General features: G+C 71.5%; 15 protein-coding genes. 4 read left to right on the top strand and 11 right to left on the bottom strand.

Translation table 11 applies throughout. The features are described 5' to 3' along the window. Positions 1 to 3: 3 nt before the first annotated feature. From AABA78_RS14685 to AABA78_RS14665, 5 genes are read right to left on the bottom strand one after another with little or no spacing between them, the layout of a single operon-like run. Positions 4 to 1,242, bottom strand: a complete 1,239-nt coding sequence (locus tag AABA78_RS14685) for an ABC transporter permease (protein WP_338263708.1) — start codon at positions 1,240 to 1,242, stop codon at positions 4 to 6. Then, a complete protein-coding gene (locus AABA78_RS14680; RefSeq protein WP_338263707.1) occupies positions 1,239 to 1,997 on the bottom strand; it encodes an ABC transporter ATP-binding protein in 759 nt (252 codons plus the stop codon). The genes AABA78_RS14685 and AABA78_RS14680 overlap by 4 nt, the downstream gene beginning before the upstream one ends. After that, the gene (locus AABA78_RS14675) at positions 1,994 to 3,247 is read right to left on the bottom strand and encodes an efflux RND transporter periplasmic adaptor subunit (protein ID WP_338263706.1); all 1,254 of its coding nucleotides are present in this window, start codon (positions 3,245 to 3,247) and stop codon (positions 1,994 to 1,996) included. The genes AABA78_RS14680 and AABA78_RS14675 overlap by 4 nt, the downstream gene beginning before the upstream one ends. Further along, entirely contained in the window at positions 3,244 to 4,569 is a 1,326-nt protein-coding gene (locus AABA78_RS14670; RefSeq protein WP_338263705.1) for a TolC family protein, read from the bottom strand. Before AABA78_RS14670 ends, AABA78_RS14675 begins: the two co-directional genes overlap by 4 nt. Then, positions 4,566 to 5,264: a YIP1 family protein gene (locus AABA78_RS14665; protein WP_171421835.1), complete on the bottom strand. Its 699-nt coding sequence runs from the start codon at positions 5,262 to 5,264 to the stop codon at positions 4,566 to 4,568. Before AABA78_RS14665 ends, AABA78_RS14670 begins: the two co-directional genes overlap by 4 nt. A 216-nt stretch (positions 5,265 to 5,480) precedes the next feature. On the opposite strand from AABA78_RS14665, the gene AABA78_RS14660 reads away from it, so the two are divergent. Then, the gene (locus AABA78_RS14660; protein WP_338263704.1) at positions 5,481 to 8,072 is read left to right on the top strand and encodes an AAA family ATPase; all 2,592 of its coding nucleotides are present in this window, start codon (positions 5,481 to 5,483) and stop codon (positions 8,070 to 8,072) included. A gap of 2 nt (positions 8,073 to 8,074) precedes the next feature. Then, a complete protein-coding gene (locus AABA78_RS14655) occupies positions 8,075 to 8,938 on the top strand; it encodes a Rossmann-like and DUF2520 domain-containing protein (protein WP_338263703.1) in 864 nt (287 codons plus the stop codon). Between the two features lie 45 nt (positions 8,939 to 8,983). Here AABA78_RS14655 and AABA78_RS14650 read toward each other — a convergent pair whose 3' ends face one another. Next, complete coding sequence (locus AABA78_RS14650; protein WP_338263702.1) at positions 8,984 to 10,309, bottom strand: hypothetical protein; 1,326 nt, start codon at positions 10,307 to 10,309, stop codon at positions 8,984 to 8,986. Positions 10,310 to 10,397: 88 nt separating this feature from the next. Between AABA78_RS14650 and AABA78_RS14645 the strand changes: the two genes are divergently transcribed. Continuing rightward, the gene (locus tag AABA78_RS14645) at positions 10,398 to 13,541 is read left to right on the top strand and encodes a hypothetical protein (protein ID WP_338263701.1); all 3,144 of its coding nucleotides are present in this window, start codon (positions 10,398 to 10,400) and stop codon (positions 13,539 to 13,541) included. Between the two features lie 25 nt (positions 13,542 to 13,566). Here the strand turns inward: AABA78_RS14645 and nadD are convergent, their stop codons facing one another. From nadD to AABA78_RS14620, 5 genes are all read right to left on the bottom strand, one after another. Then, positions 13,567 to 14,124: a nicotinate (nicotinamide) nucleotide adenylyltransferase gene (nadD, locus tag AABA78_RS14640; RefSeq protein WP_338263700.1), complete on the bottom strand. Its 558-nt coding sequence runs from the start codon at positions 14,122 to 14,124 to the stop codon at positions 13,567 to 13,569. Between the two features lie 10 nt (positions 14,125 to 14,134). Then, positions 14,135 to 14,809, bottom strand: a complete 675-nt coding sequence (locus tag AABA78_RS14635; RefSeq protein WP_338263699.1) for a hypothetical protein — start codon at positions 14,807 to 14,809, stop codon at positions 14,135 to 14,137. A gap of 7 nt (positions 14,810 to 14,816) precedes the next feature. Further along, a complete protein-coding gene (locus tag AABA78_RS14630; RefSeq protein ID WP_338263698.1) occupies positions 14,817 to 16,007 on the bottom strand; it encodes an exo-beta-N-acetylmuramidase NamZ family protein in 1,191 nt (396 codons plus the stop codon). A 61-nt stretch (positions 16,008 to 16,068) separates the two neighbouring features. After that, positions 16,069 to 17,394 (bottom strand): adenylate/guanylate cyclase domain-containing protein, encoded by a 1,326-nt coding sequence (locus tag AABA78_RS14625; protein WP_338263697.1) that lies wholly within the window; start codon positions 17,392 to 17,394, stop codon positions 16,069 to 16,071. Between the two features lie 67 nt (positions 17,395 to 17,461). Further along, positions 17,462 to 18,196: a tetratricopeptide repeat protein gene (locus AABA78_RS14620; RefSeq protein WP_338263695.1), complete on the bottom strand. Its 735-nt coding sequence runs from the start codon at positions 18,194 to 18,196 to the stop codon at positions 17,462 to 17,464. A 75-nt stretch (positions 18,197 to 18,271) separates the two neighbouring features. Here AABA78_RS14620 and AABA78_RS14615 point away from each other — a divergent pair, with 75 nt between their 5' ends. After that, the gene (locus AABA78_RS14615) at positions 18,272 to 20,677 is read left to right on the top strand and encodes an endonuclease MutS2 (RefSeq protein ID WP_338264291.1); all 2,406 of its coding nucleotides are present in this window, start codon (positions 18,272 to 18,274) and stop codon (positions 20,675 to 20,677) included. Positions 20,678 to 20,746 lie beyond the last annotated feature (69 nt).

Here is a 20,746-nt window from a genome sequence, read left to right as displayed (position 1 = left end):
GCGCTATTCGTAGCGGAGCGCTTCCACCGGGTCCAGCTTCGCGGCTCGCGCGGCCGGCCAGATGCCGAACAGCAGGCCCACCAGCGCCGCGAACGCCACCCCGCCCACCACGGTGCCGGGCCGCACGTCCGCCGCCAGCGGCGTCACCAGCGACACGACCTTCGCCGTGCCCAGCCCCACCACCGTCCCCAGAAGGCCGCCCACCGCGGACACGCTGGAGGCCTCCATCAGGAACTGGAGCACGATGGTGCGCTGCCGCGCGCCCAGCGCCCGCCGGACGCCAATCTCCCGCGTCCTTTCGCGCACCGACACCAGCATGATGTTCATGATGCCGATGCCACCCACCAGCAGGGTGATGAGCCCCACGCCCGTGGCCACCGCGTAGAGCGCGCCGGTGAGCTGCTCGTAGGTCGCCGCGAGCGAGTCCGTCCGGTTGATGTTGAAGTCGTCCCCCTGGCCCGGCGGCGTCGCGCGCACGCGCCGCATGATGCCCACCAGCTGGTCCTCCACCTTCGCCATCTGGCCCGCGTCCGCCACGGCGATGGCGATCTGCATGGGCCGCCCCTTGCCGAAGCTGGCGTTGAAGGTCTTGAAGGGCATGAACACGGACATGTCCATGTTCTCCGCCACCACCTTCCCCTTGCGCCCCAGCGTGCCCACCACCTGGAAGGGCCGCCCGTCGATGCGCACCGTCTGCCCCAGCGGACTGACGCTGGGAAAGAGCGTCGCGGCCACGTCCGCGCCCAGCACCGCCACCGGCCGGTTCACCTCTTCGTCCGCGCGGGTGAGGAACCGGCCGGACACCACCTCGTAGTTACCGATGGCCAGGTAGTCACTCCACACGCCGTTGATGCGCACGTTGGAGACCTGGAGGCCGCCGTGGGACACGTCGGACGAGCGCAGCACCGCCGGGGAGATGGCGGTGATGAAGTCCGCCTGGGCGCGCAGCTGCGCCACCTGCTCCAGCGTGAAGTTCTTCCGGTTGCGGTACATCCACCAGTTGCCCTTGATCATCCAGGGGTACTTGGAGATGAAGATCGTGTTCGCCCCCAGGGTGGCCAGCTGCTTCTCGAACGACGAGTTGAGCCCCTGGATGATGCCGACGATGGCCAGCAGCGTCGCCACGCCGATGCCGATGCCCAGCGTCGTGAGCACCGTGCGCATCCGGTTCGCCCGGAGGGAGAACACCGCGATGCGGGCCCCCTCCAGCACGTCCACGCGGAAACCCTGCTGGAACTTCATGCCGTGCCCGCCTGCGGCGCCACCCCGTGCACCCCCAGCGCCACCTCCGGCCCCGGCCCGTCCGCGACAATCTCACCGTCGCTCAACCGGATGGCCCGGGGACAGCGCGCGGCCAGCTTGGGCTCGTGCGTGACGAGCACCAGCGTGTGCCCCGCCCGGTGCAGCTGCTCGAAGAGCTTGACGATCTCCTCGCCGGTGGCCGAGTCCAGGTTGCCCGTGGGCTCGTCCGCCAGGAGCATGGACGGCTCCGACACCAGCGCCCGCGCGATGGCGACGCGCTGGCGCTGACCGCCCGACAGCTCGTTGGGCCGGTGGTGCATGCGGTGCGTGAGCTGCACCTTGTCCAGCGCCGCCTTCGCGCGCTCGCGCCGCTCCTTCGCGCCCATGCCCCGGTACACCAGCGGCAACTCCACGTTGGCGAGCGCCGTCTCCCGGGGGAGCAGCTGGAACGTCTGGAAGATGAAGCCGATCTCCACGTTGCGGATGACGGCCAGGTCGTCGTCGTCCATGCGCGACACGTCCTTGCCGTTGAGCATGTAGCGGCCGCTCGTGGGCGTATCCAGGCAGCCCAGCACGTTCATGAGCGTGCTCTTGCCGGAGCCGGACTGGCCGATGATGGCCACCCACTCCCCCCGCTGGATGCCAAAGGAGACGCCGCGCAGCGCGCGCACCTCCTCACCGCCCACGAAGAAGGCCCGCGTGAGCCCCTCCACCTGGATGAGGGGGCCCGCGTCCGGTGCAGGGGTTGGCGTCACGACTTGCCCTTCGCCGCGGCCTTCTCCGGCTCGCGCACCGCGTCCCCGTGGGACAGCTCCTTGGACAGCGTGCGGTAGGGGCCCTCCACCACGCGGTCACCGACCTGGAGGCCCTCGAGCACCTCCAGCTCCGTGTCGGAGGCGATGCCGGTGCGCACGCGGCGCACCTGGGCCTTGTTGTCGCTGTCCACCACGAAGACGACCTTGGCCAGCGTCTCCGTGCGGCGCTTGGCGGTGAGGGAGGTGCCCTCCACGGGCGCCTGGTAGTCCGGCAGCGTGCGCTCGGAGCGCACCGTGACGGCCTGGATGGGCACGAGCACCGCGTCCTCGTGCGTCTCCGCGCTGATGCGCGCCTCGGCGCTCATGCCGGGGAGCACGCCCGGCGGGCGCGCGTCCAGGGCGACGGTGATGGGGAAGCTCGTCACCTCGGCCTCCGTGCCCGGGTTCTTGATGGTGGCCTTCTGGGCGATCTCCACCACGGTGCCGGTGAAGGACTGGCCCTCCAGCGCGTCCAGCGTCACCTCCGCGGGCTGGCCGTACTTCAGGTGGACCACCTCGTGCTCACCCACCTCGAACTTCACCTCCATCTGGTTGAGCGCGGCGATGGTCATCACCACGTCCTCGGAGAAGTCGGAGCCGCGCACGCGCTCGCCCACTTCACGCGACAGCTCGATGACGTTGCCGTCGATGGGGGACAGGAGCGTGGTGCGCGCCAGGTCCGTCGTCGCCTGCTCCAGCACGGCGTTGCTCTGGGCCACGCGCTGCCTGGCGGCGCCCAGGCGCGCCTCGGCGGTGTCCGTCACGGCCTGGGACTGCTCCACCTCCGCGGCGGACGCGAGCCCCTTCTCCGCGAGCCCCTTCACGCGGGCCAGCTCCGCGCGCTGGCGCGCGGCGTCCACCTCCGACACCTGGACCTCGGCGCGGGCCGCGTCGCGGGACGCGGTGGCCTGCTTCACGGCCGCCTCGTAGTAGCGCTTGTCGATCTGCCCCAGCACCTGCCCCTTGGTGATGGCGTCGCCGTCCTTCACCTTGAGGGCGATGAGGTCGCCGGACAGGTTGGAGGAGATCTTCACGGTGGTGGCCGCCTGCACCTTGCCCGCACCGGTGATGGTGCGGGTGATGGTGCCCTTGCGGGCCTTGGCCATCTGGACTTCCTGCGTCGGGGGGGGCCGGTCACGCAGGCCGCCCACGGTGATGGCCACCGCTCCAAGCAACAGCGCGCCGGCGATTGCCGCCTTCCACCACGTCATTGTGAGTCTCCCGGGTTCAGCGTGCCCATGGCCCGGAACAGGGCATAGCGGGCGATTTCGACATCAATGCGGCTCTGGAGCAACACCAGCTCCGCCTGGGTCAGCTTGAGCTGCGCGTCTCGCACGTCCAGCGTGGAGCCGGCGCCCGCGCGGAAGCGCTCTTCCGCCAGCGCCAGGCCCTGCTGGGCGACCGCGCGGTTGGCCGTCGCGAGCTTCGCGGAGGCAATCTGGCCATCCAGCACCTGGTGGGCGCGGCGGACCTCCGCCTCCAGCTCGCGCGCCGTCTGCGCGAACGTCAGCTCCGCCTTACGGATGTTCACCTGGGCGCGCGCGGACTGGGCCTGCGTGTTGAAACCGTTGAACAGGTCCCACGTCAGGTTGACCCCGCCCGAGAAGATGTTGCCGTAGCCGGGCTCGCTGAAGAACGGGCCCGGGGCCTGGCTGGTGTGCGAGTACTGCGCGGACAGGCCCACGCGGGGGATGTAGTCCCCCTGCACGATGGCGCGCTGGAGCTCCGCCACGCGCACGCGCTGCTGGAGCGCCTTGAGCAGGGCGCGGTGCTCGCGGGCCTGCTTGATGGCGTCATCCAGGGCGGGCGCGGGCGCGGGCTCCTGCTGGAGCACGCCGGGATCCACCGCCTGCATCGCCTCGGTGCCGGGGCGCGCCAGCCACACGGCCAGCTGCACCTGGTCCGCCACCAGCTGGTTCTGGCGCTGCACGATGTTGATGCGGTCGTTGCCCAGGTTGACCTGGGCGGAGATCTCCTCGGCCTTGCCCACGCGGCCCGCCTGGAAGAGGGCGCGCGCGCGCTCCAGCTGCTCCTCGCTGCGCTTCGCGGTGGCGTTGAGCACGTCCAGCGTGGCCTGGGACAGGAAGAGGTTGAAGAAGCGGCGGATGGCCTCCAATTCGGAGGTGTCCGCCTCTTCGATGGACTGGTTGCGGACGGCGTCCACGTTGACGCCCGCCTGCTCCAGCTGCTTCCAGAGGCCGCGGTTGTAGATGACCTGCGACAGGCCCAGGGACGCGGAGTAGCTGTCCGCCGTGTTGGAGGAGCTCACCACCTCCCGCGTGACGGTCTCCGTCTCGCTGATGGGGACGCTGAAGACCTGCCGGCGGCGGCCCAGGTAGTTGAGGCTGGGGCCCAGGTTGAGCTGCACCTGGGGCAGGAGGCCGGAGCGCGCCACGCGCTGGTCCTCCCGGGCCACGGCGACGTCCAGTTCGGCCTGGAGCGCCTGGGTGTTCTTGCGGCCCAGCTGGCGCGTCTCCTCCAGCGTGATGGGGGTGGCGGTCAGAAGCGCCGCGACGACGAGGAAGCCGCTCACTGGCCACCTCCCGCCGGCAGCCCGATGAGGAAGACGCCGACATACATGAGGTAGAGCACCCCGACGAGGACGAGCGAGCGCCCCAGGCGCATCCCGGTGGCGGTGGAGAAGCCCACGCCCAGCAGGCCCACGCTCCACAGGTTGAAGAAGTCCGCGCCCTTGAGCACGCGCTGCATCTTGGGCGACAGCCCGTCCAGCAGGGCCAGGCTGGAGGGCACGAGCCGCTCCGCGCGCAGTTCGGTGAGCGAGTGCTGGTAGCCCGCGCACACCGCGTAGATGAGGTGGTACAGCGCGATGGGCAAGAGCGCCACCGCGGCGGCCGCCATCAGCTGCCCGAAGGCGGCGGGCTTGTTGAAGAGCCACGCCGTGACCCAGAGGATGCACGCGAGCAGCAGCACCATCAGGGGCATCACGATGAGCCCCTTGGCGATGCCGCCCACCAGCGCCTTGCGCGACGCCGTCTGGATCTGCTCGGTGATGTCGGACTCGGAGACGCTGGACGCCGAGGAGTCCGTGGGGAGGGCGCTCACCACGGAGGTGGCGGCGTCCCAGCGCAGCGCGTAGGCGACACCGGAGGCCGCGACGCAGAAGGCGAGGATGAGGAGGGGCCACAGCCAGCGCCGGGCCTCGACGGCGGTACGCGTTCCCCCAAGGGGGTCCACGAAGACGCGCGCCGGTTGGACAAGGGAGGTCATAGGGTTGGGGTCTCTGGGCGGATTACGCAGCCCACCCGGCGTGATTGCCCGGTCGCTCGAATTGAGTCGGGAAACGGGCGGGCAGCCAATCGAAATCCGGCCGCGCCCCAAGGTTTATCCTGCCTTGCATCCATCCTGTAGCGGTCTGTAGCCTAAATTTTGCGGCGGGGCGGCGGACGGTGTATTCCGCTCGGCTGCACGCTTGCCGGAGCATGAATGGTCGACAGCACGGATCTCGCCCAGGTTCTCCATGAGGCGCATGACATTGCCCGCAGCGTCGCCCAGAAGCCCACGTCGGCCCACGTACTGCTCGCGCTCTTCACGGTGGAGAACCGCGCCCAGCTCCTCCTGAAGGAGAAGGGCGTGGACGAGGACGCGCTCCTGCAGCTCATCACGGAGGCCCCGGCGGAGACGGGCAACGTGGTGCAGGAGCTGACCGCGCGCGCCCGGGAGCTGGCCAGCACGTTCCGTGCGGGCGAGGCGGACTGCCTCCACCTGCTCATCGCCATCATCCGCAAGCGCTGCGCCGCGAGCGACCTCCTGGGCCGCACGGGCCTGGACCTCATCTCCCTGTCCAACACCGCCCTGGCTTATTCCACGAGCGGCGGGCTGCCGCGCCGGCTCCAGCCGGGCTACGGCCAGGCGGTGGCCACGCGCGCGCCGGTGAGCCGCCCGGTGGGTGCGCCGCCGTCTCCCCTTCCCTCCTCCACGGTGGCGCTGAGCGTGCCGCGTCCCGCCGTCCCCCCGGCCCCGCTCCCGGCTCCGGTGATGACGCCGCCGGTGACGACGCCGCCCGCCTCGCGCATGACGCCCGCGCTGTCGCCGCGCGACCTCATCGACGTGGACGAGGACGACGCGACGCAGGACGCGGGCGCGGAGCCGCCTCCCCCGCCGATGCCGCGCATGGCCCCGCCTCCGGCCCCGGTCGCCCGCGCGACCCCGCCCGCCCCGCCCCCGGCCCCCGCGGCTCCGGTCACCCGTCCGGCCGGGCCTCCGCCCTCGCAGGCCCGCGGACAGGCCCTGACGCTGGACGCCAAGGCGTTCCCGATGCTCACGTCGCTGGGGCGCAACCTGAGCCAGGCGGCCCGCGAGGGGAAGCTGGACCCGGTGGTGGGCCGCGCGCGGGAGGTCGAGGAGGTCATCGACATCCTGGGCAAGCGCCGCACCAACAACCCGTGCCTCCTGGGCGAGCCCGGCGTGGGCAAGACGGCGGTGGTGGAGGGCGTGGCGCAGCGCCTGCTGGGGCTGCGCGGCACGCTGGCGGAGAAGATCCTCGTGGAGCTGGACATGGCCACGCTGGTGGCGGGCACGCAACTGCGCGGCTCGTTCTCCGAGAAGCTCAACGCCCTGAAGGAGGAGGTCCGCCGGGCCGAGGGGCGCGTGGTCGTCTTCATCGATGAAATCCACACGCTGGTGGGCGCGGGCTCCACGGGCGAGGGCCCGCAGGACGCGGCCAACGAGCTGAAGACGGCGATGGCGCGCGGCGAGTTCCCCTGCATCGGGGCGACGACGCACGACGAGTACCGCAAGTTCATCGCGGCGGACCCGGCGCTGGAGCGGCGCTTCACGCCGGTGGTGGTGAACGAGCCGTCGGTGCCGGAGACGGTGCAGATCCTCCAGGGCATCATCGGGCGCTACGAGGAGCACCACGCGCTGCGCTACCTGCCGGAGGCGCTGGAGGCGGCCGCGTCGCTGGCGAGCCGCTACGTGACGGACCGGTTCATGCCGGACAAGGCCATCAGCGTGGTGGACCTGGCGGGCAGCCGCTGCCACCGCGAGGGCAAGCAGCGGGTGGACGCGGCGGACGTGGCGCGCGTGGTGGCGAAGCTGGCGGGCGTGCCGGAAGAGCGGCTGCTGATGAAGGACTCCGCGCGGCTCTTGCGGCTGGAGAGCGACCTGGCGGAGCGCGTGATTGGCCACGGCGACGCGGTGGTGCGCATCGCGCGGGTCATCCGCCGCAACTACGCGGGCTTCGCGTCGCGCCGGCCCATGGGCAGCTTCCTCTTCCTGGGCCCCACGGGCGTGGGCAAGACGGAGATGGCGCGGGCGCTGGCGGAGGTGCTGTTCGGCAACCGGGACGCGCTGGTGCGCCTGGACATGAGCGAGATGTCCGAGTCCCACGGCGTGTCGCGCCTCATCGGTTCGCCCGCGGGCTACGTGGGCTTCGGCGAGGGCGGGCAGCTCACGGAGCCGGTGCGCCGCCGGCCGTCGTCGGTGGTGGTGCTGGATGAAATCGAGAAGGCGCACCGCGAGGTGCAGATGCTGCTGCTCCAGGTGCTGGAGGAGGGGCGGCTGACGGACGGCAAGGGCCGTCACATCGACTTCTCGAACACGGTCATCGTGATGACCACGAACCTGGGCGCGGAGGCGTTCAACCGCACGGGCCGCGCGGTGGGCTTCGGCGCGGCGGACGCGGCCGAGGGCAAGGCGCTGGACCTGGCGTCGGACACGGCGCGCAAGGCGCTGCCTCCGGAGCTGTGGAACCGCATCGACGAACGGCTGCCGTTCCGTCCGCTGGCGGAGCAGGAGGTGGCGAAGATCGCCACGCTCATCCTGGCGGAGAGCAGCAAGCGGCTCGCGACGGAGCGCGGCATCGTCTACACGGCGGGCACGGACGTGGTGGGTCACCTGCTCAAGTCCGGCGGCTTCGATCCGATGCTGGGCGCGCGGCCGATGCGCCAGGTGGTGCAGCGGCTGGTGGAAGGCCCCCTGGCGGAGCGCATCCTCTCCGGTGAGTTCGGCGCGGGAGACCGCGTGCGCGTGGCCGTGCAGGCCGGGCAGCTCCAGTTCGCGCGGGACGCCGCCTGACGGTGGCGCGGCAAGGCCGGAGCGCCACGTCGAAGGCGAAGCGCGTCCCCGTGGTGATCGTCGGCGCGGGCAGGCTCGGTGGTGCGCTCGCGCTGGCGTTGCAGGCGAAGCGCTGGCCCGTGCGCGTGCACTCGCGCGACGACACGGGCCGTGAGCGCACACAGGCCCTGGGCCTGAAGTCCGCGACCCTTGCGGACCTGAAGAAGGCGCGTGTCTGCGTGCTGTGCGTCCCGGACGCGGCGGTGCCTTCCGTTTCCGAAGCGCTCTCACGCGAGCTGCCGCGCACGGTGGCGCTGGTGCACACCGCGGGCGCCCTGCCCCTCTCCGTGCTGGGGACGCAGCGGGGCCGCGCGGTGGGCTCCTTCCATCCACTCTGCGCCGTGTCCTCCGCGCGGGATTCGCTCGCGGGCCACACGGCCGCCATCAGCACGCGCTCCCCTGCCCTGCGCGCCCTGCTCCAGCGCATGGCGGAGGACGTGGGCCTCGCGATGTTCGACGTGCCGGAGGCGCACCGGGCCGCCTACCACGCGGGCGCGGTGCTGAGCGCTGGCGGACTGGTGTCCCTGGCGGACGCGGCCGTGGGCGCCCTGGGCGCGGCTGGCATCGAACCGGAGGCCGCCCTGAAGGCCCTGCTGCCGCTGATGCGCTCGGCGCTGCGAGGCATCGAAGCGCGCGGACTCTCAGGCGGGCTCACCGGCCCCATCGTCCGGGGCGACGCGGGCGTTGTCGCGGCGCACCTCGCGGCGCTGCCTTCGGACATCGCTCCGCTCTACGCACAGCTCTCGCGGCGGGCCCTGCGGCTGGCCTCCGGGCGGCTCCAGCCGGAGCCGCGCGCCGCGCTGGAAGCCCTGCTCGCGAAGAAGTGACGGCGCGCGTCCCGGTGGCCCCGGACGCGCGCCCCGCCCACCGGACTAGGTGAGGATGATGCGCGGGCTCTGCAGCGCGCGGCGCACGATGGCCAGGGCCTGCTCGGAGGCGGCCTCGGCCTCGGTGAGGCGGCGCAGGCAGATGTCGCCCGGCACCGACACGGAGCGCTTCAGGTCCGCCAGCAGCGTCAGCGCCGCCTGGAGCATCTCCTTGCCCTGCGGGGACTCCGCGGCCGGCTGGCCCGCGGCCTTGGACACGTGCGCCGCGAAGCGCTGCACCGCGTCCATGGTCGCGTTCGGGTCGTACTTCTCCAGCAGCGGCTTCAGCCGGTCCGGGTTGATGCGGATGAGGCGCAGCGCTCCGACCTTCTGGAAGGCCGGGTGCACCAGGCCGATCTCGGACATCTCGAACGCGCCCAGCAGGCCCTCGTCCGGCGCGCGGTGCGAGTGCGGCACCACGTCCACGAAGAGCGCCAGCGGATCCGCGCCCTGCTTGAACGCCTCCAGCTCCTCGTCATCCAGCGGCGGGAAGCTCGCGGGCGTGCCGATGAACAGCAGCGGCAGCACCACGTCGTGCCAGAACTCCTCCGGCGCCGAACCCGTGCCGCCCACCGTCGCCACCAGGTGCGTCATCAGCTCCGCCAGGCGGGGGGCGCGCTCGGCCTGCTCCGCCAGCGTCTTGCCCTGCTCCATGCGCTGCAGGGACGTGACGATCTGCCCCTCGAACTGCTGGCGGGCCTCCGGCGGCAGCGGCGGCTGGGTGCGGCCCAGCGCGTCACGCACGTCGCGCGCCAGCGCGTCCGTCTTCGCCTCCAGCGTCTGCTTCGCCTTGGCCTGATCCACCACGATGAACTGGAGGAAGCCCGGGTCGAACAGGCGCTGGTAGTCCTGGGGCGCCAGCTTCTGGGGCTGAGCGCCGCCCAGGGCCTGCGCGGGGTTGGCGCCAAAGCGCACCTGCCCCAGCGAGCGGCGGATGTCGCTGGCCAGGTCGTCCAGGCGCGTCAACTTGCCCTGCGCCAGCGCGTCCATCACCGCCCCGAACGGGGACAGCATGATGATGGCCTCGGGGAAGCCCAGCGAGGCGCCCTCGGGCGAGTCCCGGTTGGGGAACCAGAAGGCCTGGTGCTCGGAGATGAGGCGCAGCGCGAAGCCGCCCGCCAGGCCCAGCGCCGCACCCTGGTGGTTCGGGTTGTTCGGGTCGAACCGGCCGCCCAGGAGCTGGATGACCGCCTTCTCCACGTCCGCCCACGGCGCCTTCGTCAGGTCGACCGGCGCGCCGCCGGCCTTCTCCAGCGCGGCGGAAATCTGGAGCTGCGCGTTGTGGACGTGCTGCGGAACAGGGAGCCCCTGGGGCTCGGCGGGGTCGGTCATGGAAAGATTCCTGTGAGGAAGGCGACGCGTTCCCTTACCGTGAAAAACGCGTTCGTGACTACGAATTGTGGTCGCTAGGATGCCCACCATGTCAGCTTCTCGCGGGCCTGCCCGCCAGCCCGCCATCCTCGCGTGTCTCCTTCTGCTGACATCCGGGTGTGCTTTCGTCGCACCCCGTTTTCCGCAAAACGTCCAGGCGTCGTTCGCCCGGGACGAGATGCACAAGCTGACCACGCGCTCCATGGAGCTGTACTACCCGGTGCACCTGCGCGCGACGGCGCTGCGGGTGGCCGCCCGGATGGAAGGCTGCGTGGACCGGCTGCGCACCGACGCGTGGAGCAAGGCCGAGCGCAAGCGGGTCCTCGTCTACCTGACGAGCGCGGACTTCAACAACGCGTACGTCCAGTCGGAGTTCGCCAGCACGCCGCAGCAGATGGTGTTGCCGCAGCACATGACGCTGGAGCAGTTCAACCTGCTGGGCCTGGGTGAGACGGAGATCGGCGACGTGGCCTGTCACGAGTCCGTCCACTACGTGCAGATGCAGCAGGTGGGCGGCCTCTGGAACGTCCTCAACAAGGTCACGGGCGGCCTCTTCCAGCCCAACATCTTCACCGAGTCCTGGTTCCTGGAGGGCCTGGCCACCTACTACGAGGGCAGGCTGGGCAAGGACACGGGACGGCCGCACAGCCCGGTGTGGAGCGGCTGGTGGGAGGGCGCGGTGCAGGCCCGGCGCGGCGAGCTCAACCCGGGCTACCTGTCCCCGGAGAACCGCGCGCTGGAGCCGTTCGGCGGCAACTACCTGACCGGCATGAACTTCGTGGAGTTCCTCGCGCGGACCTACGGCGAGGAGCGCCTGTGGAAGCTGGTGGACGAACAGGGCAGCTCGCTGGTCCCGCCCATCGCGGTGACGCTGCGGTTCAAGCGCGTGTACGGCAAGGACATCGGGTCACTGTTCAGCGAGTTCGAGGAGAGCCTCCAGAAGCACCTCGCGAACCGCGAGCGCCCCGCGACCCAGCAGGTGCTCGTGCGGGAGGGGGGCTACTTCTCGCGGCTCGCCGCGAACCCGCTCGACGGCAGCACCGCGCTCTTGAGCGTGGGCCGCGAGCAGATCACCCACCTCACCGTGCGCGAGCGCGACGGCCGCGAGCGCTTCAGCCGCTCGCTGGTGCAGCTGCTGCCCGGGCGCCGGTGGGTGGTGGCCAGCCCGTCGCTGGTCAGCGGCATGACGTTCAGCCGCGACGGCCAGTGGCTCTACCTGGTCAGCGCGGACGTGGACTCGGTGGGCAGCTACATCGGGAAGCTGTGGCGGGTGGACGCGCGCACGGGCGACGTGGTGCGGCTGTGGGGCGACCTGGAGGGCATGGGCGGCGACGTCACGCTGGACGGCAAGTCGTACGTGTTCGTGGAGGTGCGCGGCGACGCGGCGAACCTCGTGCGGCTGGACCTGGAGAGCGGCCAGCGCGAGCGGCTGACGGACTTCAAGGCGCACACCGCGCTGGGCACGCCCGTCCTTTCGCCGGACGGTGGGCGGTACGTGTTCCCCATGGCCGGCGCGGAGGGTTGGGACCTGGTGCTGCGCGAGCCGGACGGTTCGCTGCGCTGGCTCACGCGGGACGGGCTGTTCAACTATTCGCCCCGGTGGCTGGACGACGATCACCTCGTGTTCCTTCGTGAGCACGAGGGCCGGCTCCAGGCACACGTCATGACGGTGTCCACCCGTCGCATCGCGCGCGTCACCGACGCGCCGATCCTGGTGCTCGACGTGGCGCCCGTGGGTGGGGACGCGGTCGTCTTCCTCAACCGCGACGGCATCAACTTCACCGTGGACCGCGCGCCCCTCACCGAGGCCCTGGCGGAGCTGCGCGCGACCCCGGCGTCGCCGTCCGGGAGCGTCGCGACCGCGTCGGCTCCGGAACCCGTGCCACCGGCGGAGTCCCCTTCCGCTCCGGCCTCCCCGAGCACGGACGCGCAGGACGGCTTCGTCGCCTTCCCAGGTCAGCCCGCGGCCCCGACGGATGCCTCCGCGCCAACCCCTTCCGATGCCCCCATCGCACAGGTGGCGCCGCCTCCTCCGCCGCCGGTGGATCCCGCGCAGGACGTGAACGCTCCCGTGACGCCGCCCGCCGTCGTGGGCCGCGCGGTGGACGTGCTGACCGACGAGCCCTACTCGCCGCTCGAGGGCTTCTTCATCCCGAACTACCGGGTCCCCTACTTCTACACGGTCCCCAACGAGGTCGACGGCGAGGACCCGTACTTCGCGGGGGGCATCTCCATCGCGGGCCAGGACCGGCTGGGCTTCAACGCCTACGCGCTCACGCTCACCTACGACTTGAAGGAGAAGCAGCCTGGCGTGTCGTTCGCGTACGGCAACGCGCTGCTGTCGCCCTTCTACATCCAGGTCTCCGCGTCGCGCCTGCGCGAGGACGATCGCACGGATCTGCAAGCCACCGCGTTCGCGTCCCGCACGTTCTGGACCACGCCGGTGAGCTTCGGCGTGCTCGCGCTCGACCGCCGCTTCGACGCCACGGATCGCCGGCCGAGCATCACCACGCGCCTCATCGGTCCGGAGGTCGCCGCGTCGTACTTCTCCGGCGAGGGCACGTCCTACGGCGGCACGCAGCGCGGCCTGGGGCTGTCCGCGAGCGGCGGCATCTTCCCGAAGGCCTTCGCGCTCGACTCCGCCGTGGGCGACGTGCGCCTGGGCGTGGACGGCTACCTGGGCGGCCTGCCCTTCACCGGCAAGGACAACCTCCAGCTCTCCGTCGTGGGCCGAGCCCTGCCCGGCGCGCCCGACGGCCTCCTGGAGGTCGGCGGCATCCTCCCGGGCCAGGCCTTCTTCATCAACCGCGACAGCACCAGCGATGGCGGCCTGCCCCTCCAGCTGCAGCCGGGGCTCGCCTTCAGCGAATACCTGCGCGGCTACGAGGACCACACCTTCCGCGCGCGCAACGTGCTCATCGCCAACGCGCGCTACCGCTACCGCTTCATCATCGACTACGGCTGGGCCTCCACGCTGTGGGTGCTGCCGTCCCTCTTCGTCAGCCAGCTGGAGCTGGACGGCTTCGGGGCCATCGCGCGCACGGACAACCGGGACAACCACGGGGCGGTGGGCGGATCCGCCACGCTGCGGCTCACCATGGGCCAGGCCTACGCGCTCTCGTTCTTCTACCAGTACGCCCACCGCTTCGATGACGGCTTCGGCGACCTGCACATCATCGGGCTGACCTTCTGAGCTTCTGAGCTTCTGACCTGCGGGCCTACCTGCCGCGCAGCCCGAACAGCCCCTCCTCGCGCGCCACCGCGAGCACCGCGGACGGCACCAGCTCCGACGGCTCCAGGCCGCGCGCCAGCTGGTCTCGCACCTGCGTGGAGGACACCTCCGCCAGCGGCGGCCCCACCGTGTCCGGCGCCGGGTAGCCCGCGCGGTAGAGCACCAGCACGCGCGCCATCCGCTGGATGCGGTCGAAGTCCTTCCAGTTCGGCAGGTCCCTCAGGATGTCGCTGCCGATGATCAGCGAGAACCGCGTGTCCGGGTACCGCTCCACCAGGAACGCCAGCGTGTCCACCGTGCGCCCGCCGCCGCCCAGCTCGCGCTCCACCCGGCTCGTCTGGAGCCAGCCGGACGTCTCGCGGCAGAGCGCTTCACACATGCGCACGCGCGCCTCGAAGGGCTCCAGCTGCTTGCCGAACGGATGGTGGAACGTGGGCATCAGCCACACCGCGTCCACGCCCTGCGTCGCGTGGACGTAGGACGCCGCCATCAGGTGGCCCACGTGCGGCGGGTTGAACGAGCCTCCGAGCAGCGCGACCTTCACGGCGGGCCTCTTATTTGACGGTGAGCTTCGTCGAGCGCGAATCGACCTGCAGCACCCGGGGCGGCAGCACCAGGTGCCCATCCAACCGGAACGCGGAGAAGCTGAGGTTGCGCTCCGCCTTCTCCAGGAGGCCACACGTCTGCTCCGCGGCCCCTACCAGCCGGCCCGGCGTCACGAAGTAGCGCGGGCCAATCTGCACCACCGCCGGCTCCGGCTCCTTGCCGTGGATGAACACCTGCGCGTTGAGCAGGTCGTCCCGCCCCAGGTCGTTCTTGTCGTGCACCACGCAGCAGAGCGTGTCCCCCACCAGGTCCATGGCCTTGTTCGCCACGGCGGGGTCCCGGTACGCCAGCGAGTCGCGCTCCGGCACGCGCACGAAGCGCTCCATCACCAGCCGCCGGTCGTCCTCGGACGTGAGGTCCGAGGGGGCTTCCCGCGACGCGGGCGTGCGCGACAGACCCTCCTGCGGCGCCACCAGCCACTGCGTCACGTCCGCCAGGAAGTCCGCGTCGGAGTACTCGCGCCCGCCCCGGCCCTTCTGCCGGCGCCACAGCACCCACTCATCCAGGTCCGTGTAGCGCCCGCCGGTGAAGAGGAAGCGCCGCGCGCCCTTCGCCCGCAGCAGCTCGTAGGCCGCGTCGAAGGCGCCCAGGTCGCCATGCGTATCGGAGAAGACGCCAATCACGTGAGGGTCACCGCCCGGAAGCGTACAGCAGGGCGGGCTCGCGGTGCTTGCGGAAGGCCTCCGTCTGCAGCTCGAAGCCCTCCAGCATCCGGTCCAGGCTCCAGCCCTCCTCGATGCCGCGACGCACCTGGTCGGTGCCGCACAGCAGGTCGAACGCGGGCACGTCGTCCACGAACTCGTACGCGTCCGCCCGCCAGTCGAAGTGCCCCGGGCCAATGTCGTGCAGCGCCTGGGTGATGGCGATGCCCGTGCGCAGCGGCTTGAACGCCTTGCGGTCCGTGACGTGGATGAAGGCCCCGCTGCATGACTGGCCCTGGAACTTGTCGAACGTCGGCGTGAAGCCCACCGGACGGAAGGCCACGCCCGGCAGCCGCTCCCTGTCCAGCCGCGCCATCAGCTTGTCCGTGTCCACCCACGGCGCGCCGAACTGCTCGAAGGGCCGGCAGGTGCCGCGGCCCTCGGACACGTTGGTGCCCTCCAGCTGGCACATGCCGGGGTACACCAGCGCCGTGTCCGCGGTGGGCATGTTGGGCGACGGCGGCAGGAACGGCAGGCCCGTGTCGCTCCAGGACATGTCGCGCGTCCAGCCCTCGCACGGCACCACCGTCAGGTCGCAGCCGAAGCCCTCCTGCGCGTTGAACAGCCGGGCCAGCTCCCCCGCCGTCATGCCGTGGCGGTTGGGCAGCGCGTACAACCCCACGAAGGAGCGGAACTTCTCTCCCACCAGGTTGCCCTCCAGCGTCACCCCGTCCAGCGGGTTGGGCCGGTCCAGCACGTAGAAAGGCACGCGGGCCTGGGCGGCGGCCTTCATCGCCAGGGCCATGGTGTAGACGTAGGTGTAGTAGCGGCTGCCCACGTCCTGGATGTCGAACACCAGCGCGTCCAGCCCCTTGAGCCACTCCTGGCGCGGGGAGAGCGACTCGAAGGTGGAGCCGTAGAGGCTGTGCACCGGGACGCCCGTCCTGCGGTCGCGCGCCTCGTCCACGGCCACCATGTACTGGGCCTCGCCGCGGATGCCGTGCTCCGGCCCGAAGAGCGCCGCCAGCGTCACGCCCTCGGTGCCGGCCAGCAGGTCCGCCAGGTGGCGGAAGCGCGAGTCCACGCTCGTGGGATTCACGATGGCGCCCACGCGCTTGCCCTTGAGCGCGGAGAAGCCCTGCGCGGCCCACACATCCAGTCCCGTCTTCACCTTCGTCACGTTCGGTCGCCTCGTCCCGCCGCCCACGGCCTGCGCGGGCGAGGCGGATCAGGTTCGCAGGTCAGTTCGCGGCCAGGCGCTTGAGCGCGCTCGCGGCCGCCTTCTTCGAGTCACAGGTGCTCAGCCCCAGGAAGCCCCCGGACGCGCCGTCGTTCGGGCCCCCGTCGTCGGCCAGCGTCTCCAGCGGCCCGCGCGCGGACTCCAGGTGCAGGCCGGCCAGGACCTCCGCCGCCCCGGAGCGCACGCCGCACTGCTCGTGCTTCAGGAACGAGATGAGCCGGGACTCCGCGCGGCCGTTGCCGTCCTTGCGCACCGCCTGCGCGTAGAGGGCCATCGCGGGGCCCCAGTTGCCCTGCGCCTCCTCCAGCCGCCCGTTGAGGTAGACGCGCTGATCCGGCTCCTCCTGCTTGATGAGCCGCCGCGCCTCGCTCACGCGCGCGGCCCGCTCCGCGCCGGAGGTGCCCTCCACGTCGCGGATGGCCCGCAGGGCAGGGCCGCCCTCGCCCAGCAGCAGCCCTCCACCCAGCAGCACCACCGCCAGCAGCACCGCGCTCACGCCCCAGCCGGCCACCGTGGACGACACCTTCGACGTGATGGCGGGCGGCAGCCTCGCGTACACGCGCGCCCAGAGCGCATCCGTCGCGGTGCGCGCCTGCTTTCCCAGCACCGTGGCCCGCTGGCCCACCGCCACCGCGCCCGCCGCCGCACGCTGGCCCACCGCCGCCCCCACCCCCGCCGCGCGCTGGCCCAGGGCGCCCAGGTCCAGGCCCGGATCCGCCACGCGCGCCAGGGCCAGGTTGCCGTACGGCGGCAGCGAGGACAGCTCTTCCGGCGTGGGCAGCACCGCGTCCGGCGCCGGCGCCTCCACCCGGTAGGGCGCGCGCGGCACGCGGAAGACGCGGATCTTCCCGGGGATGCCCTTCAGTTCGAAGGACCCCACCTCCTGCGACGGCACCTCCGCCTTGTTCATGGAGAGGTAGACGGCCTCCGTGAAGAAGACCTCGTCCGCGTCGGTGATGCCCTCCACGCGGGCCGCGATGTTCACCGGCTCGCCGAAGATGTCGTTGTTCTCCACCCGCACCTCGCCCACGTTCACGGCGACGCGGACGTGGATCTGATCGTCCTCCAGCAGCTCCCGGTTGTGGTGCCAGAGCCGGTCCTGGATGGCGATGCCGCTCAGGACGGCCTGGGTGGGGGACTCGAAGGTGACGAGGAACGCGTCGCCAATCGATTTGATGATGCGTCCACCGAACGCCTTGAACAGCGGCGCGAGCAACGCCTCATGCACCTGGAGCAGACGCTGGTTCTCCTCCAGCGTCTGCCGACTGGTGCGTTCGGTGAAGCCCTTGATGTCGGTGAAGACGATGGCGAGGTTGGCGGTCTTCAAAGCGGGGGCAGTGTATGCAGCGCGTCGCGCGAAGCAATCGCCACGGACCGCGCCCCGCTACTCGCTGTCAGCGCTTGGAAGGTTTGAGCGCCCGCATGTTGCGCTTCTCCGGCGCCGTCAGCCGCGCCCTCACCTTCGCGGCGAGCTGGGGCCTGTCCGTCCGCTCGTAGAAGGCCGCCAGGGTCCTCAAGACACCCGGGTTGTCCGGCTGGGCGTCGCGCGCGGCCAGGAACTCCCGCTCCGCGTCCAGCGTCCGGCCCTGCTTCTCCAGCACCGCCGCCAGCTGCATGCGCACCTGCACCCACGCGGGCCGGGACTTGGACAGGGGGCGGTAGTGCAGCTCCGCCTTGAGCCAGTCCCCCATCTGCGCCCAGAGGCCCGCGAGCCGGAAGCGCGCGTCGTCATAGGACGGCCGTAGGGCCACGGCCTTCTCGTAGGCGCGGATGGCGTCGAAGGAGGCGCTCCGCTCCTCCAGGAGCTGTCCCTGGAGGAACCAGACGCGGGGGTTGTCCGGGGCCTCGCGCAGGGCGGCCTCCAGGTGCGCTCCAGCGCGCTCCAGCTCCGGGGCGCTGCCTCCCTTGAGGAGCAGGCGCGCGGCCTCCAGCCTGGGCAACTCCCAGCGGGGCTGGTTAGAAACCAGCCGCTCCAGGGCGACGAGGGCTCCCGCGTCGTTGCCCGCGGTCTCCAGCGCCAGTGCGTCCGCCAGCGAGCCGGGAGCCGCGGCCGCCTGCGCCGTCAGGACCGGGGGAGCCGCTGCGTCGGACGCGCCCGCCAGCACCGCCGCCACGAGAACCCACATCATGGTTGGCAGATAGCAGAGCCAGGTGGGCCACCTCAATACTTCCCCTTGACGGACACCCGGCCTCGCATGAAACCCATGACTGTGCAGATTTCCCAAAGGACGTTGGAAGACCTTGGATTCTCGGAAGTGCTCCGCGCGCTGACGCAGCGCTGTCGCACGGAGCCAGGGAGGGAGCGGGTGCTAGCCCGTCCCTTCCTCGACACCGAGGCGGAAGTGGCCGAGGCGCTGGCCCTGGTCGACGAGGCCCGCTTCCTCTCCCAGCAGCAGTTCTCCCTGCCCCTGGGCGGCGTGACGGACCTGCGCACCGCGGTGGGCCACGCGGAGAAGGGCGGCGTGCTGGAGCCCCGCCAGCTCATCGACGCGGCCCAGCTGCTCTTCGCCTTCGCGCGCACCCGCGAGGCGCTGGACGAGCGCAAGGAGCGCGTCCCCCGCCTGGTGGAGATCTCCCGCCGCCTGCCCTTCCTGGAGGCCATGGCGCGCCGGTTGGATCAGTGTTTCGAACCGGACGGAACCATCGCCGACCGCGCCAGCCCGGAGCTGAAGGAGGCGCGGGACAGGGCGCGCGGCCTGCACCGGCGCATCAAGACGCGCCTGGACGAGCTGCTGCACGACGAGACGTTCACCACCAAGCTGCGCGAGAACTACTACACGCTGCGCAACGGGCGGTACGTGGTGCCGGTGGTGTCGAACTACCGCTCGGAGGTGGACGGCATCGTCCACAACGCCAGCCAGACGGGGCAGACGCTCTTCATGGAGCCCCAGGCGATGGTGGGCCTGGGCAACGACCTGGCCATCGCGCAGTCGGAGGTCGCGGAGGAGGAGCTGAAGGTGCTCCAGGAGCTGAGCCGGCTCGTGGGCCGCGAGTCCGTGCGCATCCTGGAGGGCCTGGAGGCGGTGGCGGAGCTGGACGAGGTGGAGGCCATCGCCGTCCTGTCCGCGGACCTGGACGCCACGACGCCCACGTTCGAGGCCGTGAAGGAGCTGCAGCTGCGCGCGCTGCGCCACCCGCGCCTGGTGCTCAAGGGCTCGGAGGTGGTGTCCAACGACGTGACGCTCACGCAAGAGGCCCGGGCGCTGGTGGTGTCCGGCCCCAACGCGGGCGGCAAGACGGTGACGCTGACGGGCGTGGGGCTGTGCGCGCTGATGCTGCGCGCGGGCCTGCCCATCCCGGTGAGCGAAGGATCGCGGATGCCGCTGTACCGCTCCGTGCACTCCACCGTGGGTGACACGCAGGACCTGGCGCAGGGCCTGTCCTCGTTCAGCGGCCACGTCACCCTGCTGCGCGACATCCTGTCGGCGGTGGCGACGGACTCGCTGGTGCTCATCGACGAGATCGCGGCGGACACGGATCCGCGCGAGGGCGCGGCCATCGCCATCGCGGTGCTGGAGGAGCTCCTGGGCAAGGGGGCGTACGTCCTGGTGACGACGCACCTGGAGGAGCTCAAGGCGCTGGCGCACATGGATCCGCGCTTCCTCAACGCGCGCGTGGGCTTCGACTCCAAGCGGATGGCGCCCACATACCGGCTGCAGATGGGCGCGTCCGGACAGTCGTCCGCCATCGACATGGCGGCGCGGGTGGGCCTGCCGGCCTCGGTGTGCGAGCGCGCCCGGGAGCTGTCGCTCAACGCGGGCGGCCCGCTCACCAAGGCGCTGGCGGCGGCGGAGGACGAGCGGCGCAAGCTCTCCGAGGAGCTGGAGAAGGCGCGGCTCGCGGCGAAGGAGGCGGAGGCCCTGCGCGCGGAGCTGGAGAAGCAGAAGGTCGCCTTCGAGCGCGAGCGCAAGGGCCGGATGATGCAGTTCAACGAGGACGTGCACGCGGCCAGCGAGCACGCCGCGCAGGAGGTCCGCGACCTGCTGGTGAAGCTGCGCGCGGAGCAGAGCGAGAAGGCGCTCTCGGAGGCGCGGCAGCAGCTGCAGCAGCGCGCGGACGAGGCGCTGAAGCGCGCGGCGGCGGCCAAGGCGGAGCTGTTCCAGGTGGAGGCCCCGGGGCCCGCGAACCTGAAGGTGGGCGCGTGGGTGCACCACTCCGGCCTGGGCCGGGACGTGGAGATTCTGGAGCTGACGGACGGCCAGGCGGTGGTGTCCGCGGGCGGCGCGCTGAAGATGCGCGTGCCCACGACGGAGCTGTCCGGTTCGCGGGGCAAGAAGCCGCAGCAGGCGAAGTTCCCGGAGCAGCGGAAGGGCGAAGCGGCCTTGAAGCGCGCGGCCTCCGCGGCGCCGTCCCAGGTGGACGCCACGAACTTCCGATGCGACGTGCGCGGCATGCGCGCCGACGACGCGCTGGCGGAGCTGGAGACGTTCCTGGACCAGGGCCTGCGCAAGGGTGAGGAGGCCGCGCTCATCATCCACGGCCACGGCACCGGCGCGCTCAAGCAGGCCATCCGCGACCACCTGGCCGCGTCGCCGTACATCCGCATGTTCCGCCCCGGGGAGAGCCACGAGGGCGGCGACGGTGTCACGGTGGTGTCCCTGCGCGGCTGAAGCCCCCTGTGACGGAGGAGCGGGGTCCAGGCGACCCCGCTCCCCTGCTCCCGGACGGGTTGAGTACAG

The sequence above is a fragment of the Corallococcus caeni genome, assembly GCF_036245865.1.
GTDB lineage: Bacteria > Myxococcota > Myxococcia > Myxococcales > Myxococcaceae > Corallococcus > Corallococcus caeni.
Note: the sequence above shows the minus strand (reverse complement) of the source record. Positions and strands in the feature narration are given on the sequence as shown.